Source organism: Streptomyces sp. UW30, from assembly GCF_008042075.1.
Lineage (GTDB): Bacteria > Actinomycetota > Actinomycetes > Streptomycetales > Streptomycetaceae > Streptomyces.
This window is the reverse complement of sequence record NZ_RDBN01000073.1, coordinates 1-19,533: the sequence shown is the minus strand read 5'-3', so window position 1 is coordinate 19,533 and position 19,533 is coordinate 1. Positions and strand designations below refer to the sequence as shown.

12 protein-coding genes are annotated in these 19,533 nt (G+C 69.0%); 9 read left to right on the top strand and 3 right to left on the bottom strand.

The genetic code is table 11. The features are described 5' to 3' along the window. Positions 1–616 precede the first annotated feature (616 nt). From EAO75_RS43795 to EAO75_RS43785, 3 genes are all read left to right on the top strand, one after another. Entirely contained in the window at positions 617–1,510 is an 894-nt protein-coding gene (locus tag EAO75_RS43795; protein WP_148000720.1) for an MBL fold metallo-hydrolase, read from the top strand. A gap of 514 nt (positions 1,511–2,024) precedes the next feature. Next, positions 2,025–2,993, top strand: a complete 969-nt coding sequence (locus EAO75_RS43790; RefSeq protein WP_148000721.1) for a phosphotriesterase — start codon at positions 2,025–2,027, stop codon at positions 2,991–2,993. A gap of 2 nt (positions 2,994–2,995) precedes the next feature. Further along, positions 2,996–5,704: a helix-turn-helix transcriptional regulator gene (locus tag EAO75_RS43785; protein ID WP_148000719.1), complete on the top strand. Its 2,709-nt coding sequence runs from the start codon at positions 2,996–2,998 to the stop codon at positions 5,702–5,704. Here the strand turns inward: EAO75_RS43785 and EAO75_RS43780 are convergent. Next, positions 5,679–6,596, bottom strand: a complete 918-nt coding sequence (locus EAO75_RS43780; RefSeq protein WP_148000718.1) for a Gfo/Idh/MocA family protein — start codon at positions 6,594–6,596, stop codon at positions 5,679–5,681. The genes EAO75_RS43785 and EAO75_RS43780 overlap by 26 nt on opposite strands. A gap of 233 nt (positions 6,597–6,829) precedes the next feature. Here EAO75_RS43780 and EAO75_RS43775 point away from each other — a divergent pair, with 233 nt between their 5' ends. Further along, a complete protein-coding gene (locus EAO75_RS43775; RefSeq protein WP_148000717.1) occupies positions 6,830–9,457 on the top strand; it encodes a LuxR C-terminal-related transcriptional regulator in 2,628 nt (875 codons plus the stop codon). 69 nt (positions 9,458–9,526) lie between these two features. Here the strand turns inward: EAO75_RS43775 and EAO75_RS43770 are convergent, their stop codons facing one another. Beyond that, positions 9,527–10,354: an alpha/beta fold hydrolase gene (locus EAO75_RS43770; protein WP_148000716.1), complete on the bottom strand. Its 828-nt coding sequence runs from the start codon at positions 10,352–10,354 to the stop codon at positions 9,527–9,529. Positions 10,355–10,528: 174 nt separating this feature from the next. Here EAO75_RS43770 and EAO75_RS43765 point away from each other — a divergent pair, with 174 nt between their 5' ends. The 5 genes from EAO75_RS43765 (at position 10,529) to EAO75_RS43750 (ending at position 17,881) form a co-directional block, all read left to right on the top strand. Then, positions 10,529–13,273, top strand: coding sequence for an AAA family ATPase (locus EAO75_RS43765; protein WP_187284846.1), 2,745 nt, complete (start codon positions 10,529–10,531; stop codon positions 13,271–13,273). 199 nt (positions 13,274–13,472) lie between these two features. Beyond that, positions 13,473–16,250, top strand: a complete 2,778-nt coding sequence (locus tag EAO75_RS43760; protein ID WP_148000714.1) for a helix-turn-helix transcriptional regulator — start codon at positions 13,473–13,475, stop codon at positions 16,248–16,250. 125 nt (positions 16,251–16,375) lie between these two features. Then, positions 16,376–16,615, top strand: coding sequence for a hypothetical protein (locus EAO75_RS46345; RefSeq protein WP_187284844.1), 240 nt, complete (start codon positions 16,376–16,378; stop codon positions 16,613–16,615). 14 nt (positions 16,616–16,629) lie between these two features. Continuing rightward, complete coding sequence (locus EAO75_RS43755) at positions 16,630–17,352, top strand: alpha/beta hydrolase (RefSeq protein WP_187284843.1); 723 nt, start codon at positions 16,630–16,632, stop codon at positions 17,350–17,352. Positions 17,353–17,476: 124 nt separating this feature from the next. Next, entirely contained in the window at positions 17,477–17,881 is a 405-nt protein-coding gene (locus EAO75_RS43750; RefSeq protein WP_148000712.1) for an ester cyclase, read from the top strand. Between the two features lie 884 nt (positions 17,882–18,765). Here EAO75_RS43750 and EAO75_RS43740 read toward each other — a convergent pair. Beyond that, positions 18,766–19,203: an ester cyclase gene (locus EAO75_RS43740; RefSeq protein WP_148000711.1), complete on the bottom strand. Its 438-nt coding sequence runs from the start codon at positions 19,201–19,203 to the stop codon at positions 18,766–18,768. Positions 19,204–19,533: the final 330 nt, after the last annotated feature.

Genomic DNA, 19,533 nt, shown 5'->3' with positions numbered 1-19,533 from the left:
GGGCCTCGCGGGTCCGGCGGGCGGCGGCACGCTCGCCCTGCGGCGCATAGAACCACTCGCGGTCCACTCCCCGGCAGGCCGCGGACATCTGCCACTCCCAGTCCGCGGCGATCGGCCGCAATCGGACCACGGTCTTGCTCGCAGTCATGTGGGAACTCCTTTCGCTGAATTGCCGGCCGCTGTGTTTCTCGTCGGTGCAGCGGCTGAGCGTGAAAGTCGCTTCGGGCTGTCGCCCACGATTGCTTGCCGGCCCTAGCGATACTGGTCCGCCGGCCCCCGGATTCGGCATCACATGAACGAGTGACGGGGTCCGCTCCGGGTTCGGAGGGTCACCTCCATGGGCGTGGTGTTTCGCTGATCGCGTGAGGGCGAGGAAGTCGGTGCCGATGTAGAGGCGTTACTCGGGCCGTTCGATCCCCACGAAGGCAGTACGGCCTGGGACTGTCATCGCTCGCGACATCAACGTCGGTTGAGCGCAGCCTCACCCATTCGTACGAGGGACGGGCAGCCGACCATTGAACGACCCTGCTGGTGGATCGCATCCCGCGGAGGGGAGCCACGCAGACGGAACTCCCTGTCCGGTCGCCGTAGCACCACCCCCAGCAGGAGGAAACGCATGTCCACCGAAACAGTCCTCGGTTACGACGTGTTCGTGGCCGACCCCATGCCCATGAACGGTTCCGGGCCTCTACCCAACGGCGTGCCTCGCATGTACCAGCCCATCGCCGTCACCCTGATCCAGGGCCGCTCCGACGCCGTGCTGGTCGACCCACCGCTGACGACCGCTCAGGCGAACGCGGTCGGCGACTGGGTCGAGGCGACCGGAAAGCGGCTGACCCACATCGTCGCCACCCACGGACACGGTGACCACTGGTTCACGGCCGAGATGCTCGCCGAGCGCTTCGGCGCCCAGGTGGTGGCCTCCGTCGGAACCATCCAGCAGATGCATGGCAACCTGGGCGCCCGCGAAGTGCTGTGGGACAAGATGTGGCCAGGTCAGATCCCCCCGTCCCCCGTCACCGCGGTCACCGTTCCAGGCGACAGCCTCGATCTCGAGGGCCACGAACTGAACCTCGTGGAGGTCGGACACGCGGACTCCGAGGACTGTACGGTCCTGCACGTGCCGGACCTCGGCCTGGTGGTGGCCGGCGATGTGATCTACAACGGTGTCCACCAGTACCTGGCCGAGTCGCCGGACGGTGACTTTACGGCCTGGCGCGAAGCCGTCGACGCCGTCGCCGCACTGGCGCCCCGCAGCATCGTCGCAAGCCATCAGGACCGGACCCTTGACGACGACGCACCCCGACTCATCACGGAGCATCGCCGCTACCTCGACGACGCCGAAGCCGCGCTGGAGCGGTACGACAAGCCGGTCGACTTTTTCAACGCAATGCGCGAGCGCTACCCCGACTTCATCGGTACGACCGTCCTCTGGGTCAGCGCGCAAGCCCTCTACCTCGCCCGCGAGGGAGGCGACCCGGTCAAGAACCTCGTCAACGCCTGGCTGTGAGTACCGAGTATCGGCAGGTCGCCGCCGATGCGTCCCCTGGCCGCCGGGCCTGCTCGTACATGCTGCCCGCAGGCCCTACCGCACCCTTCTTGGGCCGACGGTCACCCAGGCGCCCGCCTCGGTGACCGTCCGCCCTGGCCCGTCCTTCGTCAGCCGACGAGTTGAAGGCAGGGGCGAGAGTGTCGTAGCCACGGCGGAGCGCGTACGAAAGGTTCGCGGCGGGCGAGGTCGAAGGGGGCGGCGAACTGTGCCCGCGCGGGATCGGTCTGTTGGCCAGGTGCCCAAGGGCTTCGGCCTGACGGAGACCGCGTCGCATGTGCAGGTGAAGCAAACGCCCGGCATCAGGCCTCGTCCGGGGCCGGGGGCGGGGTTCTCGCCTCACCCATATGGGTGAAGGTTCGTGCTGCCCGGGTCTTGGCAGTATGCCCCCACCTTCACCAGCCCTTCGTAGGGAGAGTGCGTTTTGGACGCAGTCAGCGCTGGCACCGGCCCCTCGGCGTCGGACATCGCCACGATGCGTGGCCCTGTAGGTGTCGACGCGCTGGGCTTGACGCTGATGCATGAGCACGTGTTTGTCACCACGCCAGAGGTGCAGTCCAATTGGACCCTCCCCGACGGACTGGCATGGAACGAGGCCGATCGCACAGCGCACGCCGTGGGTAAGCTCAACGAGCTCTACGAGGCCGGCGTCAGCACGATCGTCGATCTCACGGTCGTCGGAATGGGCCGGAACATCCCGCGCCTGGCACACGTGGCACGGCAGACACCCCTGAACATCGTCGTGGCGACCGGCCTCTACGTCCTGTCGGACATCGAACACGCCTTCATCTACAGCGGCCCCGGCACCGTGCTCGGCGGCCCCGAGCCTCTGACGGACCTGTTCGTGGGCGACATCGAGGAAGGCATAGCCGGGACCGGCGTGAAGGCGGYGATCCTCAAATGCACCACCGACAGGGCGGGACTGACCCCCGGCGTTGAACGAGTGCTGCGCGCCGTGGCACGCGCCCACCGGATCACCGGCGCACCGATCACGACCCACACCGACTCGGCGACGCGTCGCGGGCTGGATCAGCAGCGGGTCCTCGAGGAAGAGGGCGTCGACCTCAGCCGGGTGATCATCGGGCACTGCGGAGACACCACGGATCTCGCCTATCTGGAGCAGCTGCTGAGCCGGGGCTCGTGGATCGGCATGGACCGGTTCGGGGTCGACGTGTTCCTGCCGTTCGAGGAACGGGTGGACGTAGTAGCGGAGTTGTGCGCTCGCGGCTACCACGAGCAGCTCCTCCTGTCGCACGACAGTTCCTGCTTCGACGACGCCCTCCCGCAGGACGCGATCGACCGCGACCTACCCAAGTGGGGATACCTTCACATCGTGCGCGACGTCGTGCCGGCCCTGCTCGCGCGCGGGGTGTCTCAGGACCAGATCGACACGATGCTCGTCGGCAATCCACGCCGCGTCTTCGAGAACCGGCAAGGCTACTGATCATGCTGCTCGGCCGGCATGAGGAAGAGCGAGCCATCGCGGACCTGATCGAAGACGTGGACGAGTGCGGGGGCGCACTCCTCTTGATCGGCGAGCCGGGTATCGGCAAATCCGCACTGCTGGAAGAGGCATTGAAGCGCGCTTCGCGTCGATCCCTGCGGGTGCTTACGACTACCGGGATCCAAGCTGAATCGCGGCTTCCGTACGCGGGCCTGCACCAGTTACTGCTTCCGCTGCGCCGCCATATCGCCCAGCTTCCGGAGCGGCAGCGCGATGCGATTCTGACCGCGTTCGGCCACAGCAACGCGAACGTTCCCGATCGGTTCCTGGTAGCCCTCGCGGTCACCGAGTTGCTCGGCGATACCGCGGCCACGGAACCCCTGCTGGTGCTCGCCGACGACGCGCACTGGCTGGACTCGGCGACCTGCGACGTCCTGGCCTTCGTGGCCCGGCGTATCGATATGGAGCCCATCGCCATGGTGATGGCGCTGCGCAATGGATACGAGACACCCCTCGTGGACATCGGGCTGCCCGAGCTGCGGCTGGACGGGCTCACCGAGGCGTCAGCTCGGGACCTGATCGAGGCCCGTACGCCCGGACTCTCCGATGCCCGTGTGCGGGAGCTCCTTGCGGTCTCACTGGGAAATCCGCTGGCGCTCACCGAGCTGACCCGATACGCGGGCCCCACGTCGGCGGCCTCACCCAACGGGCCGGCGCTGACCGAGCGGATCGAGGAGGCGTTCGCGGCGCGCTGGCGYGAGCTCCCAGAACCCGACAAGACCGTCTTGCTGATCGCAGCGCTCAACGAGGGCGGCGCGCCCGCCGAAACACTTCAAGCGGCCTCACTGCTTCTCGGGACCCGAACGGATGCCCGCGCGTTCACGGCGGCCGCGTCAGCCCAGCTCATCGATGTGGAGGCGGCCCGTCTTCGGTTCCGCCATCCGCTGGTCCGCTCCGCCATCGAGCAGTGCGCCGACCTCGACCAGGTCGTCCAGGCGCATGCCTGCCTCGCCGACGTGATGTCCGGCCATCCGGATCGCCAGGCGTGGCACCGGGCCGCGGCGACCCTGGGGCCCGATGAGAGCGTCGCGACGGAACTGGACGCGGCGGCGACTCGGGCGGAGCGCCGGGCAGCGATCACCCTCGCGATCACCGCGGCGGAACGGGCCGCCGAAGTCAGCGAGACCGCGCGCACCCGCGACGCACGACTTCTGCGAGCCGCTCAACTGTGCTTCGACCTCGGCCGGCCGGCGTCGGTGGAGAGGTATGTCAACCGCCTGTCGCGCATTGACATGGCCGTCGTGGAGCGCGGAAAGCTGGCGCTCCTCGAGGAGAGCCTGGAAGACAGCCCGGCCGACGGCACCCAGCGGGTGCACCATCTGGTACGCCTGGCCGGCCAGGTCGCCGAGGCCGGCGCGGTCGAGCTGGCAATGGAGGTGATGCTCGGTGCAGCCCGCCGATGCTGGTGGGTCGACCCAGGCACCGAGGTACGCCGACTGGTTGCCGAGAGCGCCTACCGTCTCGTAGACCGGTCTGACCACCCTACGCTTCAGTCCRTCCTCGCGTTCGCGGCTCCCGACGAGTACGGCGGTACGGTCCGCGAGACGGTCGCGGCTCTGTCCCCAGGCCACGACCTCGGGCCACTGGAGCGGACCCATCTGGGCATTGCCGGGACCCTGGTCGGCGAGTTCGAGCGCTCCCGCGCCCTCTTCGCCGGCGCGATTCCCCAACTGCGCTCAGAACGCAGGCTGGGCCCACTGGTCAGAGCACTCAACCATGACGCCTACTGCGCCATCTACACCTGTGACTGGTCCGCGGCGAGCGCCGCCGCGGAGGAATCGGAGCGGGTGGCCGTCGAGGCGGGACAATACCGCTGGGTCGCGCTCGCCAAGGTGCCGCAGGCGGTCGTGGCCGCCCTGTGCGGTGACACCGACACCCTCGCGCAGCTGACCCAGGAGGCCGAACGGGTACTGCTGCCGGCGGCCACCAGTTCCGCGATGGCCTACCTACAGTTCGCCCGGGGCACAGCGGCGCTCGGGGTCGGCAACTACCAGCAGGCGTACGAGCACCTCCAACGGATCTACGAACCGAGGGACCAGGCGTACAACCACCTGCTGCGCCACTACGCGCTGGCCGACCTGGCCGATGCCGCCGCTCACAGCGGACATCAGGAGGAGGCATTGAGGGTCAGCGCCCAGCTTGCCCGGGACCGCGCACGGATCGCACCGTTCGGGCAGGTGAACCTGGCCTTCGCCGCGGCGGTACTGACACCGGACGACCAGGCGGGTGAGCTGTTCGAGAAGACACTCACCGACGATCTGCGCCGCTGGCCGTTCCATTACGCACGGCTGAAGCTCGCCTACGGCGGATGGATGCGGCGTCGGCGCAGGTCTGCCGAGTCCCGGTCCCATCTGCGTACCGCCCGCGAGTTGTTCGAGGCGCTCGGAGCGGCCGCCTGGCGGGACCGGGCCGAGCAGGAGCTGCGGGCGTCGGGCGAGAGGCCTCGCGGACCGCGCACCAGCCAGCATGACCAAATCAGCCCGCAGGAACTGCAGATCGCCACCATGGTGGTGGCCGGACTGTCCAACAGGGAGATCGGCGAGCGACTGTGCATCTCCCATCGCACCGTCGCCTACCACCTCTATCGGATGTTCCCCAAACTCGGCATCACCTCACGGGCGGAACTCAGGACAGCTCTGGGCGACACCTGACCACCCGGCCGCTCGCCGCGGACGCTTCGGCCGCGGCGAGCACGTTGGTGATCTGCCTGCCATACGCCACATCGCAGGGATGGCTGGGCTCGGTCGCGGTGGCCACCTGGACGAGTTCGCTGATCGCCGCAGCCATCGCCGGCACGGCAGACCCCAGCTCCACAGGGAGGTTGACGACCCCCTTAGATCCGACGAGGGCGATCTCGAGTCCGTTGGCCGCCGGCGGGGCGTCCAAACCCAGCGCCATCGTCGAAACCATGCCTCCCGCATGCCGAAGGCTGACGTACATGCTTCGCTGCGGCCCCTCCATGGCGGACACCTCGTCTACGGGGCCGAGGACCGGTGTGAACAGCGACAGTACATGCGGTCCGAGATCCCAGAGGCCGCCCTTGGCGCGGCGCCAGGCCGACCGCGCATACGGGCTGCCCGGACCGAAGATCGAGAACATTACGGTGGCCCGCCCGCCGTCCCATCCGCCCACGCCCGCTGCTTCCTCCACGGCCTGTCTGCCGCCCGGGGCGAAACGGTTGGTGAAGAAGACCACGGAAGCCACATTTGCTGCCGACACCGCGGACGCCACCGCCGCGGCGTCGGCATCCGACAGCGCCAGCGGCTTCTCCAGCAACAGGTGCCGCCCCGCCTGCGCCGCCCGGACGGCAAGGGCCGCCTGAGCATCGGGAGCCAGCGCGAACGACACCGCGTCGACCTCAGCGATCAGCCGGTCCGCGTCGGCGAATGCGCGGACGCCGTGCACGGTGGCCAGGGCCTCGGCTTTCTCGCGGTCGCGGCTCCAGATACCCACCAGCTCCGCGTCGGGGGCGACCGATAGCGCGGGCGCGTGGGTTGCAGCGGCCCAGTAGCCGGCACCGAAAAGCCCGAATCTCAGAGTCATGGACAGGAGCGTAGGCGTGTGTGCCTGACGGCACCCTCACATGAATGGGGTAGCCGACCGAGGCCTGTCAGCCGCGAGGGCCTCTCGCGCAACGCGCCTACAGCATCACGACAACGTGGCTGCCTGCTCGAATCGTCCGGCGCGACGGGCGGTGACTAGTCAACGTACTGACGCACCACGACCGAGGCTCCGCCTACGTTCACCGTGCTCCGGAAACCCATCGCGGGAGGAACATGATGAACGGCCGAAGCCTCTACGGACGTTCCAGGCCTATGGGGGATGGACTCGCTCAGCTGCGGCGGACGAGGCAATCCGGCCGAGGCTCGGTCATCCACATCACCGGGGAAGTCGGGATCGGCAAGAGCGCGCTGCTCGGGGCGTTGTGCGCCGAGGCCCGGACCATGGGCTTCACCGTGGCGATGGGCAAGGCCGACGACGTCCACCTCCAGCCGGCCGCACCGCTCCTGTTGGCGCTCCGCTCGGGTGACCGGCCGCTGGTGGATCCCCGAGAACTCGCGGACCTCGCCCGGCTCTGCGACCAGCCATTGGTCCTACTGGACCGGATCGGCGAACACCTCGAAGGTGTCACCGGCCCTGTGGTGATCGCCATTGACGACGTGCACGCGGTGGACGAGCTCTGCCGTGCCGCGCTGACAGCGCTCCCGCCCCGTCTCGTGCGCGCACCCATCGTCTGGCTGTTCACCAGCAGAGACGACTCTCTCGGCCTCGGACGGCAGCCTGACCTGGACATCCGGCTCGACGGCCTCGACGGCACCGACACCGTGCAACTGGCGCAGGAGCGCCTGGGCCGACGACCGAACGAGGCACAGCGGACCATGCTGCTGAGGATCGACGGCAACCCCGGGCTGGCTGTGCGGCTGACCGAGGGCTTCGCACGGGGAGTGCTGGACCGCATCCCGGAGGAGTTCGTCGCGCAAGTTCGCCGCCGTATGAACGCCCTCAGCCCGGCCACCGCCGACGTGGTGCGGATAGCCGCCGTCCTGAACAGGCCCTTCGCCATCGACGAACTCTCCGGACTTCTCCCCGACAGTCGGGGGACCGAAGTGGAGGCTGCACTCGCCTCCGGGCTGTTGGCGGACCTGGGCCACCAGATCAGCTTCCGACACGAACTGGTCCGGGAAACCGTCTACACCGGACTCTCCGCAGCCGCCCTGAGCCGGCTCCACGGGGCGTGCGTCGACTTTCTGCTCGCGACGGGACACAGCGCCCTGACCACAGCTCCACATGTACGGCACGCCAACGGCCTGGACACCACCGCACGCGTGGAGATCCTTCGACGTGCGGCTGACGAAGCCGCGATCAACCAGCCACGCCTGGCGGTCGATCTCGCCCGCGACGGTCTCGAACTTCTGCCCCCGGACTCGGACCTGTGGCACAAGGCCGGTGAGCACTTGCTGGAGGTACTGTGCACGSCCGGGTATGCCGCCGAAGCTGTGTCAACGGGCGACTCTCTGCTGGCCACTAGCCGCGACGCCGAAGACGCGGCCCGCCTTCACGCACTCCTCGGACCGGCCCGCCTGGCCGCCGGGCTGGCCGTGGAACACGCCAGCGCGGTGGAGGAGATTCTCACCGCTCCGACACTGAATCCGGCAGCACGGACCAAGCTCCTCGCTTCGCGCGCGTGGGCCCTCGCCGGGATCGACACTCAGGCAGCCCACGACGTCCTGCCACGGGAGGACACGCCACTGGCGCGCCGGGCAGCCGCCGAGATCGCGCGCCACTCGGGCCACCACACCGAGGCGCTGGCGCTCTACCGGGAATTGGAGACGACCGACGGCCCGCTTCCCGAGAAGATCCTCGAACTGCTGATGCTGGACCACTTGGACGAGGCCACCACTCTGCTCACCGACTCGCCGCGCGACCGCACACCCCCGTCACTCATGCACGCATCGCTCTGGTGCGACTTCGCCCTGGGCCGCCTCGACGAGGCGGAGACGCAGGCGCGGAATCTGATCTCAGCTTCGCGCGAGCACGGCACCGCCGCCTACGGAGACGATGCCACCGCCCTGTACGCCGCTATCGCCCTGCTCCGCGGCGACGCACACACCGCCAAGAGCCGACTCGGCGGCGCTCCATCGGTCGTTCGCGGATGGATCAGCGCCCAGGAGGGCCGCGCGGCGGAAGCGATCGAACTCCTCTCACCGATGCAGCACACGGGCTATTGGGCATGGATGCCCGAGACATTGCGCGACCACGTCGCGATCGGCATCGCGGCCGGGAACACCGACTTCCTGGAGAGCGCACTCGAACTCGCCCAGAAAGCGGCAGCGCGAAACCCGGGCGTCGCCAGCTACGAAGGGGTGGCTCTCCAGACCATCGGACTGGCCGAGGGCCAAGGCAGTCGGTTGAGGCACGCCGCAGAGGTCCTCGAATCGAGTCCACGGCTCGACCTGCGAGCAGGAGCCTGGGCCGACTGCGGAACCCAGCTGCTGCGAGACGGAGACCGCGGCGAAGGCACGGCCTGCCTGGAGCGGGCCTGGAAGCTCTACTCGCAGATGGGAGCAGGCAGGGGACTGCAACGGCTGCGCCAAACGGCTCGAGAGGCCGGCATCCGCGACCGCAACAGGCCATGGACGCTGAACCGGTCACGCCCCACCCACGGGTTGGCGGCCCTCACCGAAGCGGAGACGAGGGTCGCCGAGTGGATCAGCGCCGGATACACCAATAAATCCGTCGCCCGACAACTTGGTGTCTCGCCGAACACCGTGGCAACACACTTGCGCTCCGTCTTCGCCAAGCTGCAGGTGCAGTCGCGTGTTCAACTGGCCAACGCAATCCGTGCGCGCGAGGACGAGAGCGCCGTTGAGCGTCACCATCCAATGGAAACAGCTGCCAGATAACCGCTGGTCAAACGGGTCCGGCACAACGCCTGGACGCTGCCTGTGAACCCGGCCTTGGACCGGCCGCGCTCACAGGGCGCCGAGGAAGTCGAGGAGTGCCCGGTTGACGTCGTTCGGATGCGTCCAGGTGATGGCGTGCCCGCCCTGCGGGATCACGGTATGGCGGGCGTCGGCCAGCAGCGCAGCCAGACGGTCGCCGGCGGCCGCGGGCGGCGTGATCCGGTCGTGGTCGCCTTGCACGATCAGCACCGGAACGGTGATGCGCGCGACATCGGCGCAGAAGTCCTCGCGCCACGCGACCGCACATCCCCGCGCCGCCGCCGGGGACACCCGCAGTGCCGTGTGGAAGCTGCTCTGCCACGCCTGGTCACTGACCACGCTTCCGCCCAGCAGATCAAGGTTGTAGTACTGGTCCAGATACGTCTTGATGGCGGCCGGGCGGTCAGTGGCGAGTTGGCTGAGGAAGTCGTCGAGGCCGAGCAGGCTGATCCCGTCCGGGGTGGCCGGTGAATGGGGCAGCAGCGGCGCCAGCAGCACCGCACCGCGGACCACGTCCTGCCCGTAGACCCCCAGATAGCGCGTCACTTCGCCGGTTCCGGCGCCCACGCCCACGAGCACCGCATCGTGCAGATCCAGCACCTGCAGAAGCTTGTTCAGGTCCGCCGCGAGGGTGTCGTAGTCGTAGCCGGTGGAGGGCCGGCTGGAGGCACCGCCGCCGCGCCGGTCGTAGCTGATGACGCGGTATCCGGCGGCCAGCAGGGCCGCCTCCTGCTTCTCCCACGAGTACGCGTCGGCCAGGTAGCCGTGGACCAGGACGACAGGCGCGCCCACCCCATGGTCCTCGTAGTGAATCTGAATGTCCCCGGTGTTCTCCCGGCCGACTGTGACGTAAGGCATCACGACCCCACATCCCACAGCTCACCGTAAACGTCATCCATGTATCCACGATGGGGCTGGGCGACGGCCGTACGGTATCCGCAACTTCACTGCACACCGGAAGGGGCGACGCGCAGACCGCGCAGCACCCGACCGTGGGCGTATTCTCGAGCGGGTGAGAGGGACGTACCCGGGATGACCGGCGAGGACTCCAAGCTGGTCGGGCGGCGGGAGGAAACGGACCGGCTCCGCGGTCTTGTCAGCCCGCCCTATCCGGAGGGCCGCCGACTGCTGCTCCTCGGCGATGCCGGGATGGGCAAAACTGTGTTGATGGCCGCGGCGGCCGCGCATGCCCGGTCGGCAGGGGTGCGCACCCTCGCCGCCACCGGCCGCGAGTCGGAGCAGTGCCTGGTGTTCGCCGGGCTGTACCAGCTACTGCGCCCCGTGCAGGACCGAATGGACGCGCTGCCGGCCCGCCAGGCCGACGCGCTGCGCGGTGCTTTCGGGATCTCAGAGGACCCGGCGCCCCCGGACGCCCTGCTGACCGGGATCGCCGTGCTCACCCTGTTGTCCCAGCTGGCGGACGACAAGCCGCTCCTGGTTTGGGTGGACGACGCCCAGTGGCTCGACCGCGCGTCGCTCGACGCCCTCGCCTTCGCCGCCCGGCGTGTGGAGTCGGAGCCGCTGGTGCTGCTGCTCAGCGCACGCGGGACGGTCCCCCCGGCCGGTTTCGAACGCGGGTTTCCGCAGCTGGCGCTGCCGCCGCTGGACCTGCCCGACGCCGGCCGGCTGCTGGACGCACAGCCGGAGCCGCCGCGCGGGAGGCCCCGCGAACAGGTGCTTACCCAAGCGGCCGGCAATCCGCTGGCGCTGATCGAGCTCACGAAGGTGATCGCGGAGGATCCCGACGCGGGCCGTCGCTGGGTAGCCGAGCCGCTCCCGCTGACCACACAGCTCACCGCCGCGATGGCCGCGCAGTTCACGGCCCTGCCGGCGGCAGCACGTTCCGCCCTGCTGATCGCCGCGGTGGCCGACAGGCCGGACGTGGCGACCGCCGTCCCAGGACTCTCGGCCACCGCGCTGGCCCCAGCGGAAGCGGCCGGCCTGATCCGACTGGACGCACACGGCCCTCAGTTCACCCATCCCCTCGCCCGGTCTGCCGTCTACCATGCCGCGCCGTTCACTGAACGCTCCGCGGTGCACCGGCAGGTCGCGGACGCCCTGAGCGACCAGCCCGACCGCTCTGCCTGGCATCTGGCCGCCGCAGCGCTGGAACCGGATGAGCAGATCGCAGCGCTCCTCGAGACAAGCGCTGCCCAGGCACAGCGCCGCGGCGGCGCCGCCGCGGCGGCGGCCGCGCTGGAACGCGCCGCCGAGCTCAGCGTCGGCGACCGGGACAAGGCCCGGCGGCTGCTCTCCGCCGCCGATCTCGCCCAGTCCGCCGGGCAGGCCGACTGGGTGCTGGCACTGGCCGAGAACGTACTCACCCTGACCTCCGATCCGGACCTCCGCATCGCCGCCCGCTTCGGCATCGGCTGGGCGCTGCAGTGGTCGAACCGCCACGCGGAGGCGTTCGAAACACTCCTCGCCCTCGCCGCCGAGGCAGGGGAACGGCTGCCGGACGTGGCGTGGGGCGCCGCCTCCATGGCCGCCACCGTCGCCCACCAGACCGGAAAGGCCGCCACCGTCACCCGGGCCCGTGCCGCACTCGACACCCTGGACGGATCCGCCCCCGCGCCCGAGGGAATCGCGCGGGAGTACCGGATCTGGCTGAAAGCCTGCACGAACCCGTACGTCGGCCGGGACGAGACCATCGCCGAACTGCACCGCCTGGTCGACGCGCCCCTCGTCGACCCCGGCATGGTGGGCGCCGCCGCCTGGGTCCTCAACGAGACCGACATCGCGGTCGGCCTGATGTGCGAATACCTCACCGAGCTGCGTGCCCCAGGAGTGCGTGGCGCCAGCGGCGGGGTGCTCTCAGCGCTGGAATGGGCGTACATCGACAGCGGCCGGTGGGACGAGGCTCTCGCCGCCGCGCGGGAGGCCAACGACATCGCCGCCGCCTACAAGATGGAATCCGTCGCCGGTTCCGCCGACCTGACCATCGCCACCGTCGCGGCCATGCGCGGCGACCTCGACGACGTAGGGCCGCTGGTGACCCGCGTACACACGGCCGTGGACGTCGCCGAATACGGCGGCTACGCGGCCAGAATCCGCCACACCGCGGGGCTCGCAGAACTCGCCAAGGGCAACTACATCGCCGCCTACGCGCAGCTTCGCCGGCAATTCTCCGAGGACGGCACAGCGCTGCACCACACCTTCTCCTACCTCGCCATCGCCGACCTCGCCGCCGCGGCGGCCCGCGCCGAACGCCTCCTGGAAGCGCGGACACTGCTGGAACGCGCCCTGACCCGGATCAGCCCCGCACCAGGTCCCCGGCTGGATCAGCTCGCGGCCCGCGCGCGAGGTCTGCTCGCCGACCCCGAGACCGCCGAGAAGCACTTCGCCGCGGCACTGGCCGACCCCGCCGGTGAGTCCTGGCCCTTCGAACGCGCCCAGCTCCAACTTGACTACGGGGAGTGGCTGCGCCGACAGCGACGCATCAACGACGCCAAACCCATCCTCGGTGAGGCTCTGGAGACCTTTCGCCGCCTCGGTGCGACTCCCTGGACCCGGCGCGCGGAGTCCGAACTGCGCGCTTGCGGCGTGAGCGCGCACTCCCCCCATGCCACGAGCGTGCTGGACGAACTTACCGCCCAGCAACGCGAGATTGTCGTTCTGGCGGGCAGCGGACTGACCAACAGCGAGATCGCCGACCGGCTGTTCCTGTCGCCTCGCACCGTCGCATCGCATCTGTACCGTTCCTACCCCAAACTCGACGTCGCGGGGCGGCACCAGCTTCGCGACCTCATCGACCGGCACAGCACCGACGGCGGGTAGCCGCTCGTGTCCGGCCCGGTGCCTGCGTGGGCCAGTGCAGTCAAGTTGCTGATGCCTTCCGCGCAGGTCCCGCTGTTAGCTTTCGATCAAGAGCCAGCAGCGGGGATTCGTCGGTGTTCCGGGACTTTCCCTCTCGCCTTCGCCGCAGTGCGGCAGGGCCGGCTGCGGGCTGAACGTCCGGCCGAGGACGGGGTGAGAGATGTTCGGGCCGCTGCGTGGGAGAAGCGAGGAGATGGCGCGGGCGCTCGCGGTCGTCCATGCCGCCGCCCGGCACGGCAGGGGTGGGGTGCTGCTGGTCTCCGGACCGCCCGGCATCGGCAAGACGGCGCTGGTGACCGAGGTGCGGCGACAGTCGTCGGCTCTGAAGCTGCGTGTCGTCGGCGGCAAGTGCGACGAGATCGAGCAGGTGAGTCCGGGGGCACCGGTCATCGCGCTGTTGCGGTCTGGGCGCCACCCGCTGCTGGAGGCATCTGAGTACGAGGAGATCTCGGTCTCCGCGAGCGAACCGCTGCTGCTCGTCGAACGTATCGCGACCCACTTGGAGGAGGCGGCGAAGGCGCAGCCGCTGGTCATCACGCTCGACGACGTCCACTGGGTGGACCGCACGAGCCGCTTCCTGTTGCGCACTCTGGTCTCGCGGCTCGCCGGGCTGCCCGTCGTGTGGGTTTTCGCGGGCCGCGACAGCTCACTGAAAGGTGACCTGGTCTGCGGTGATCCCATCCTGGTCGAGGAGATTCCGCTCGGGCCGGTGGCCACCGCCGACCTGGTCGCGATGGCGCACGACCGGCTGGGCCGGATGCCCGGCACGCGCGCCCGCCGGTTCCTTGACGCCCTCGACGGCAGCCCGGTGCTGGCGACGCACCTCATCGACCAGCTCGTCCGTGACACGGCCGGTGGTGGCGTCGACAGGATGGAGGCGCAGTTCCACGGGTCCATCGCGCATCGGCTGGCGGCACTGCCCGAGGTCGCCGGGCATCTGGTGCAGCTCGTGGCCGTGGCGGGAGGCGTTCTGCCGACGCGGGAGGCAGCCGGGCTGCTGGGCGCTGCGGCCGGTGACGAGAGGGTGGACAGCGAGGGTGCCTGCGAGCAGGCGATCGACGCCGGCCTGCTGGTCGTGAACGGTGCCGCACTGGGCTTCCGGCACGACCTCGTCCGGGAGGCCGTCTACGCCTCGATCGACGCAAGCCGCCGACACGAGATCCATCGGGCCCTCGCCGCCCAGTGCCTGGCCGCAGGACGTGTGCCGATGGCCGCCGCTCACGCCCGCGAGGCATGCCGCCCCGGTGATACGGCGGCCGCGGCGATCCTGATCTCGGCGGCCGAGACCCTCGTCGATCCGAACCCGGGCGAGGCCGGGGAATGCGCCGCCCTGGCCTTCCGCACGCTCCGGGTCACGCAGCCGGAGTGGCAGGGGCTCAGCCGTCGCTGTCTGGCCGTGCTGTGCCGTACGGAGCGCGCGACCGACGCCGTCGCGGTCGCCGACGCGATCGCGGCGCAAACCGGTGACGCCGATGTCCTCGGCGAGGTGGAAGCCCGCGTGGCGAGCGCCCTGTGGTTCGGCGGGCGAGTCGACGAGCTGCGCGCACGCACCGGCCGGGCCCTGCGGGCGGCGACGCTCTCGCCCTCGGTCACGGCGCGCCTGCAGGCCGCCGGAACGCTGGCCGATGCCGGGCTCGCGCGTGGCGACACGGCGCTAAGGCATACCGAGGCGGTGCTCGAAGAGGCTCGTTCGAACGGCGACCGGGAAGCGGTGACGCTGGCACTGTGGGCGGCCGCGGTCGCCGCCGGCAACGAATCCCGGCATCTGCAAGCCCTGCGGCACTACCAGGACATTCGCTCGCTGGCATGTACGGATCACCTCGCGGACGAGATCGCCGAGTTGCAGTCCCTGGACCGCCACGAACACGCCCAGGCACTCCTGCGGCGACTGCACCCCGACAGCGAGCGCCTCACCGACGTGCTGCCTGCCGTGCATCGGGCTCAGATGTGGTTGGACTTCCACCTCGGCCGCCTCGATGACGCCGACGCCGCCGCCCGGGCACTGGCCGAGCTGGGTTTGCGGCTGGGCACCCAGCTCCTCGCGCTCGAGGCGTTCGTCGTGCAGGCGGCGGTCTCCCTGTTGCGCGGCGACCTGCAGACCGCCTCTGCCCAGCTCAAGCGGGCGGAGGGTTTGACGCACATCGACGATGCCCTTCGCGATCCGGCCCTGGCGGTGATGCGCGGCTGGCTGGGTGCGGCTCAGGACGACCTGAAGTCGGCGGTGGAGGTCCTGCTCCCACTGCTCCGCGACACTGGCGGGGCCCGCCCGTACCGGCAGCTGTTGCCATGGTGGACGGGCTGGTACGAGGAACTCGGCAGCACACCGGCGGGAGAAGACCTTGCCCACCTCATGGCGGAGGCGGCGCACACCACGGCCGCGCGCAATCCCGGGGTGCCGAGCTTTGAAGGTGTCGCCCTGAATCTGCTGGGCCGCCGTATGCGGGACTTGGAGATGATCGAGCGCTCGGCGAAGATGCTCGCCGCCAGCCCGCGCCCGCTGTTCCGGGCCGGCGGAGCCGAGTCCTTGGGCCGTGCGCTGCTGGCGGCGGGGCGCCGGACCGAGGGTCTGGAACAGCTGGATCACGCCTGGGACGAGTACCACACGATAGGTGCGCACCATCCTCGCGCGGCGGTGCAGCGGGCGATGCGCGAGGCAGGAGCCCGACGAGTGAAGTGGTGCGCTGTCGCCACGCCGAACACCGGTTCGATCGCCCTGTCGAAGGCCGAGCAACGAGTCGCCGCGCTCATCAGCGCCGGCCACACCAACAAATCCGCCGCCGCCGAACTCGGCATCTCTGTCAACACCATCGGAACTCATCTGCGCTCCGTGTTCAAGAAGCTCAACATCCAGTCCCGAGTGCAGCTGACCAACGCGCTTCACGGGCACGGGGAAACGCTCTGGCTGACCGAATCCAGCGGCATGGCCAGTTCGTCCTGATCGACCGCCTCCCGGGCTCACCTGTTCATGCGATGCCGTGTACCGCGGCGGGCTGATGAGCTTGACGCGGGCCTGCCCGTCGTGGGCCGGTGCGGCGCAGGTGAGCGGATGCGGCGATCACTTCGATGAAGACCGAGACCTGCCATCCCTCGCGGATCATCGCGCTCGGCGAGGACGCCCCACCGCAGGAACGCCTGGCCGCGGCGCTGGCCGCGCACAGCGTCCCGCGTGCGGTGCGTGTCTTCGCGCACGGCCCGCACAGCGCCTGGACCGCGCCCCGATCGCACAGTCGGCGCACCGGTCTCACCGACTGGCGATGCCACCTCGTCGGGTGTCGTCCCATCCGCCTACTAGAAGCTCACTGAAAGGAGCAAATCCCATGTCCGAACCCCCCACCCCTACGGTTGTATTCGTGCACGGCGCGTTCGCGGACGCGTCCGGCTTCGGCGGAGTGACCCGCGAGCTGTCCTCCGTCGGCTGCGACGTCATCGCGGCGCCGAACCCGTTGCGCGGACTCGCCTTTGACACCACCGCCGTGACCAACGTGGTGCGGGCCATCGACGGGCCTGTACTGCTGGTCGGCCACTCGTACGGCGGGGCAGTCATCTCCCACGTCGCCGCTGCGGCGGAGAACGTCGCGGGGCTGGTGTATCTCGCGGCCTTCGGCCTCGAGATCGGCGAGAGCTGTGTCGGCGTACAGGAGCCCTTCCCGCCCACGATGCTGTCCACCACCTCGTACACCACCGGCTACGACGCGCCTGGTGCGCCCGGCGGTCCCGACGTGTACCTCGGCAAGGAGGGCTTCCGCGAGACCTTTTGCGGCGATGTGCCGGTCGACCTCGCCGACGTCATGTTCGCGACGCAGCGGCCGATCTCCCTCGCCGCGCTGACCGCGGAGGCCACGGCAGCCGGGTGGAAGGACAAGCCCTCGTGGTACCTGCTCTGCGAGCACGACAACGCCATCGTCGCGGAGGCCCAGTCCTTCATGGCCAAGCGCATGGGCGCCACCACGCTGACCATGGCCGGGTCGCACGTCGCCTTCATCGCCCAGCCGGTCGCCGTCGCCCGGTTCATCGTTCAGGCGCTGAGCGCAACCACCTGAACATCCCGCCGGAATGTGAGATTCCCGGTCCAGACGGGACGGGGCACGGCCACCGTGGTTCGCCCCAGGGCTCTCGCAGCCACGCCGCCACCTCTACAAGCCACAGATAGAAAGCAACTACTCCATGAGCACCACCGAAGACAAGAACAAGGCCATCGTCCGTGAAGCCTTCGACACTCTGTTCAACAAGCGGGACTACGCGGCTGCCGAGCGGTTCTGGTCCCCCGACTACCTCCAGCACAGCGCTCATATCGCGCCGGGCCGGGAAGGACTCTTCAACCTGGTCAAGAGCAGCCCGGCCGACCTCCGCCACGAATGCGAACTGATCATGGCTGAAGGGGACATGGTCATGGTGCGCGGACGTTTCACGGGGCATGGGCTGCCTGCCCCGTGGATCGTCGCCGACTTCCTCCGCATGGAGAACGGCCTGCTGGCGGAGCACTGGGATGTGATCGAGGACGAGGCCTCCCGGGCGCAGTCCTTGAGCGGCCTGCCCATGTACGGCGACGACTTCCCCGAGGACCGCTGAGACCCGTGGGGCCGCGGGTGACGCCCTTGAGATGGTACTGAGATGTCCGGAGGAGACGCCTGAGCCAGCAGGCGCAAGGTAGTCTTTTACGCTCCGCTGCCCGTCCCCGGCTTGTGGCAAGGGACTAGGGTCCGTCTTCAAAGATCATCGGGTGGTGGATCATGGTGGGGTAATACGCCGTCATGAACTCACCGATCAGGAGTGGGAGTTACTCGCTCCGCTGATACCGCGGGCCGCTACTTCTGGAACTCGGTCCCAGAACCGGCATGTGCGGCGCCGGTCGCTGAAGAGGATCTTGAGGACGCTCAGCAGCCCTTTCGGAGCCTGGAGTTGGTCCGTCCCTCCTCCCGGCAGTGCGGGGGCCTGACCGAGTCCGACTTCTGCGGGGCGCTCCTCGTCTCCGGCGGGGTGCTGCCGCCGCTGAAAGGTAGTGCGGGTGCACGGCCGGGGCTCCGGCCGGGTGTCGATGGCCGGGATGGTCTGCTACAAGCCGGGCGGGCGGTCGCGGCTGATCTGTGCCGTCCGCGACCACCACGGCCGCGACGAAAAACCGAAGGGCTTCGGCTCGAAGGACTTCCGGGCCCTGCCAGTGTGGACAATGAGTTCCCGCCCCTGACCACCGGGATGCGGGAGTTGGGCATCTGGTCGCTGGCCAAGCGCGAGATCGGCAACCTCGCCGCCGCCTTACCTCGGCCAGTTCACCCGAGGTCAAGCGGCGACTCAAACAAATCCAGTACCGCCCCGACCTCGTTGACGCCTACTCGCCGGCCCTGGGCACGATCATGGACGGCTGACCGACGTCACGCATTCAGACTCAGTAGCACTCGTCCGCATCGGTCAAGCGAGACCTTGAGGACCGCAAGCCAGGTGTGATCACAACCCCGTCATGCGTTGAGCTGTTGGATCGCCGTCGCCCAATTCTCAATGTGGTAGCCCCTCGCCAGCCTTCCGTCACGGACGGTGAACACATCAATCGCCATCGTCCTGAAGGACTTGCCGGTCGGAGCAGCGCCCCAGAATTCTTTGACCGGCGTCCCCGTCGCTTCTCCGCGCACGACCATCATGTCGTCGACCACATGGATGTCGACCACCTCCCACGCCAGATCAGGCACGGTCTCTCCCATGGCCTTGAACACGTCGGCCAACTGGTCACGCGTCAGGAATTCCTGAATTGTGTGATACGAGTGGTAGTCATCGTTGCACGCCTGGGCCAGGAGTTCCGACACATTCTTCTCACCCGGCTTGTTCAACGCCTCGTAGAGCGGGGCAGAGATCCTGCGCGCCTCTTCGACAGTCATGAATGATTCTTCGCTCTTAGTCATCTGGCCTTGCCCCTTATCTCAAAGGTGTCGTACCAAGCCAATCGGCACCGGACAACCCGAAGTTATCTGGGGCGCCGATTCCGGTCTCTCACCTAAATACGTGAGGGGTATGCCGGGGTGAGGACCTCCAACAGAGTCGGGCGGGAGCAACCAGCACTCGGCCCGGCCTTGGCTGCGGCGTCGGTTATGACCAGGACGGTGGCGTAGCGACGCAGCTGTGTCTTCATGTGTGTCCCCCGTACTCGTGAAAGGTGATGGTGGTCAGCAGGTCGCGGAAGCGGGCAGGTCGCCGTACTCGTTGCCCTTGAGGTAGACGGCGCTCACATAGCC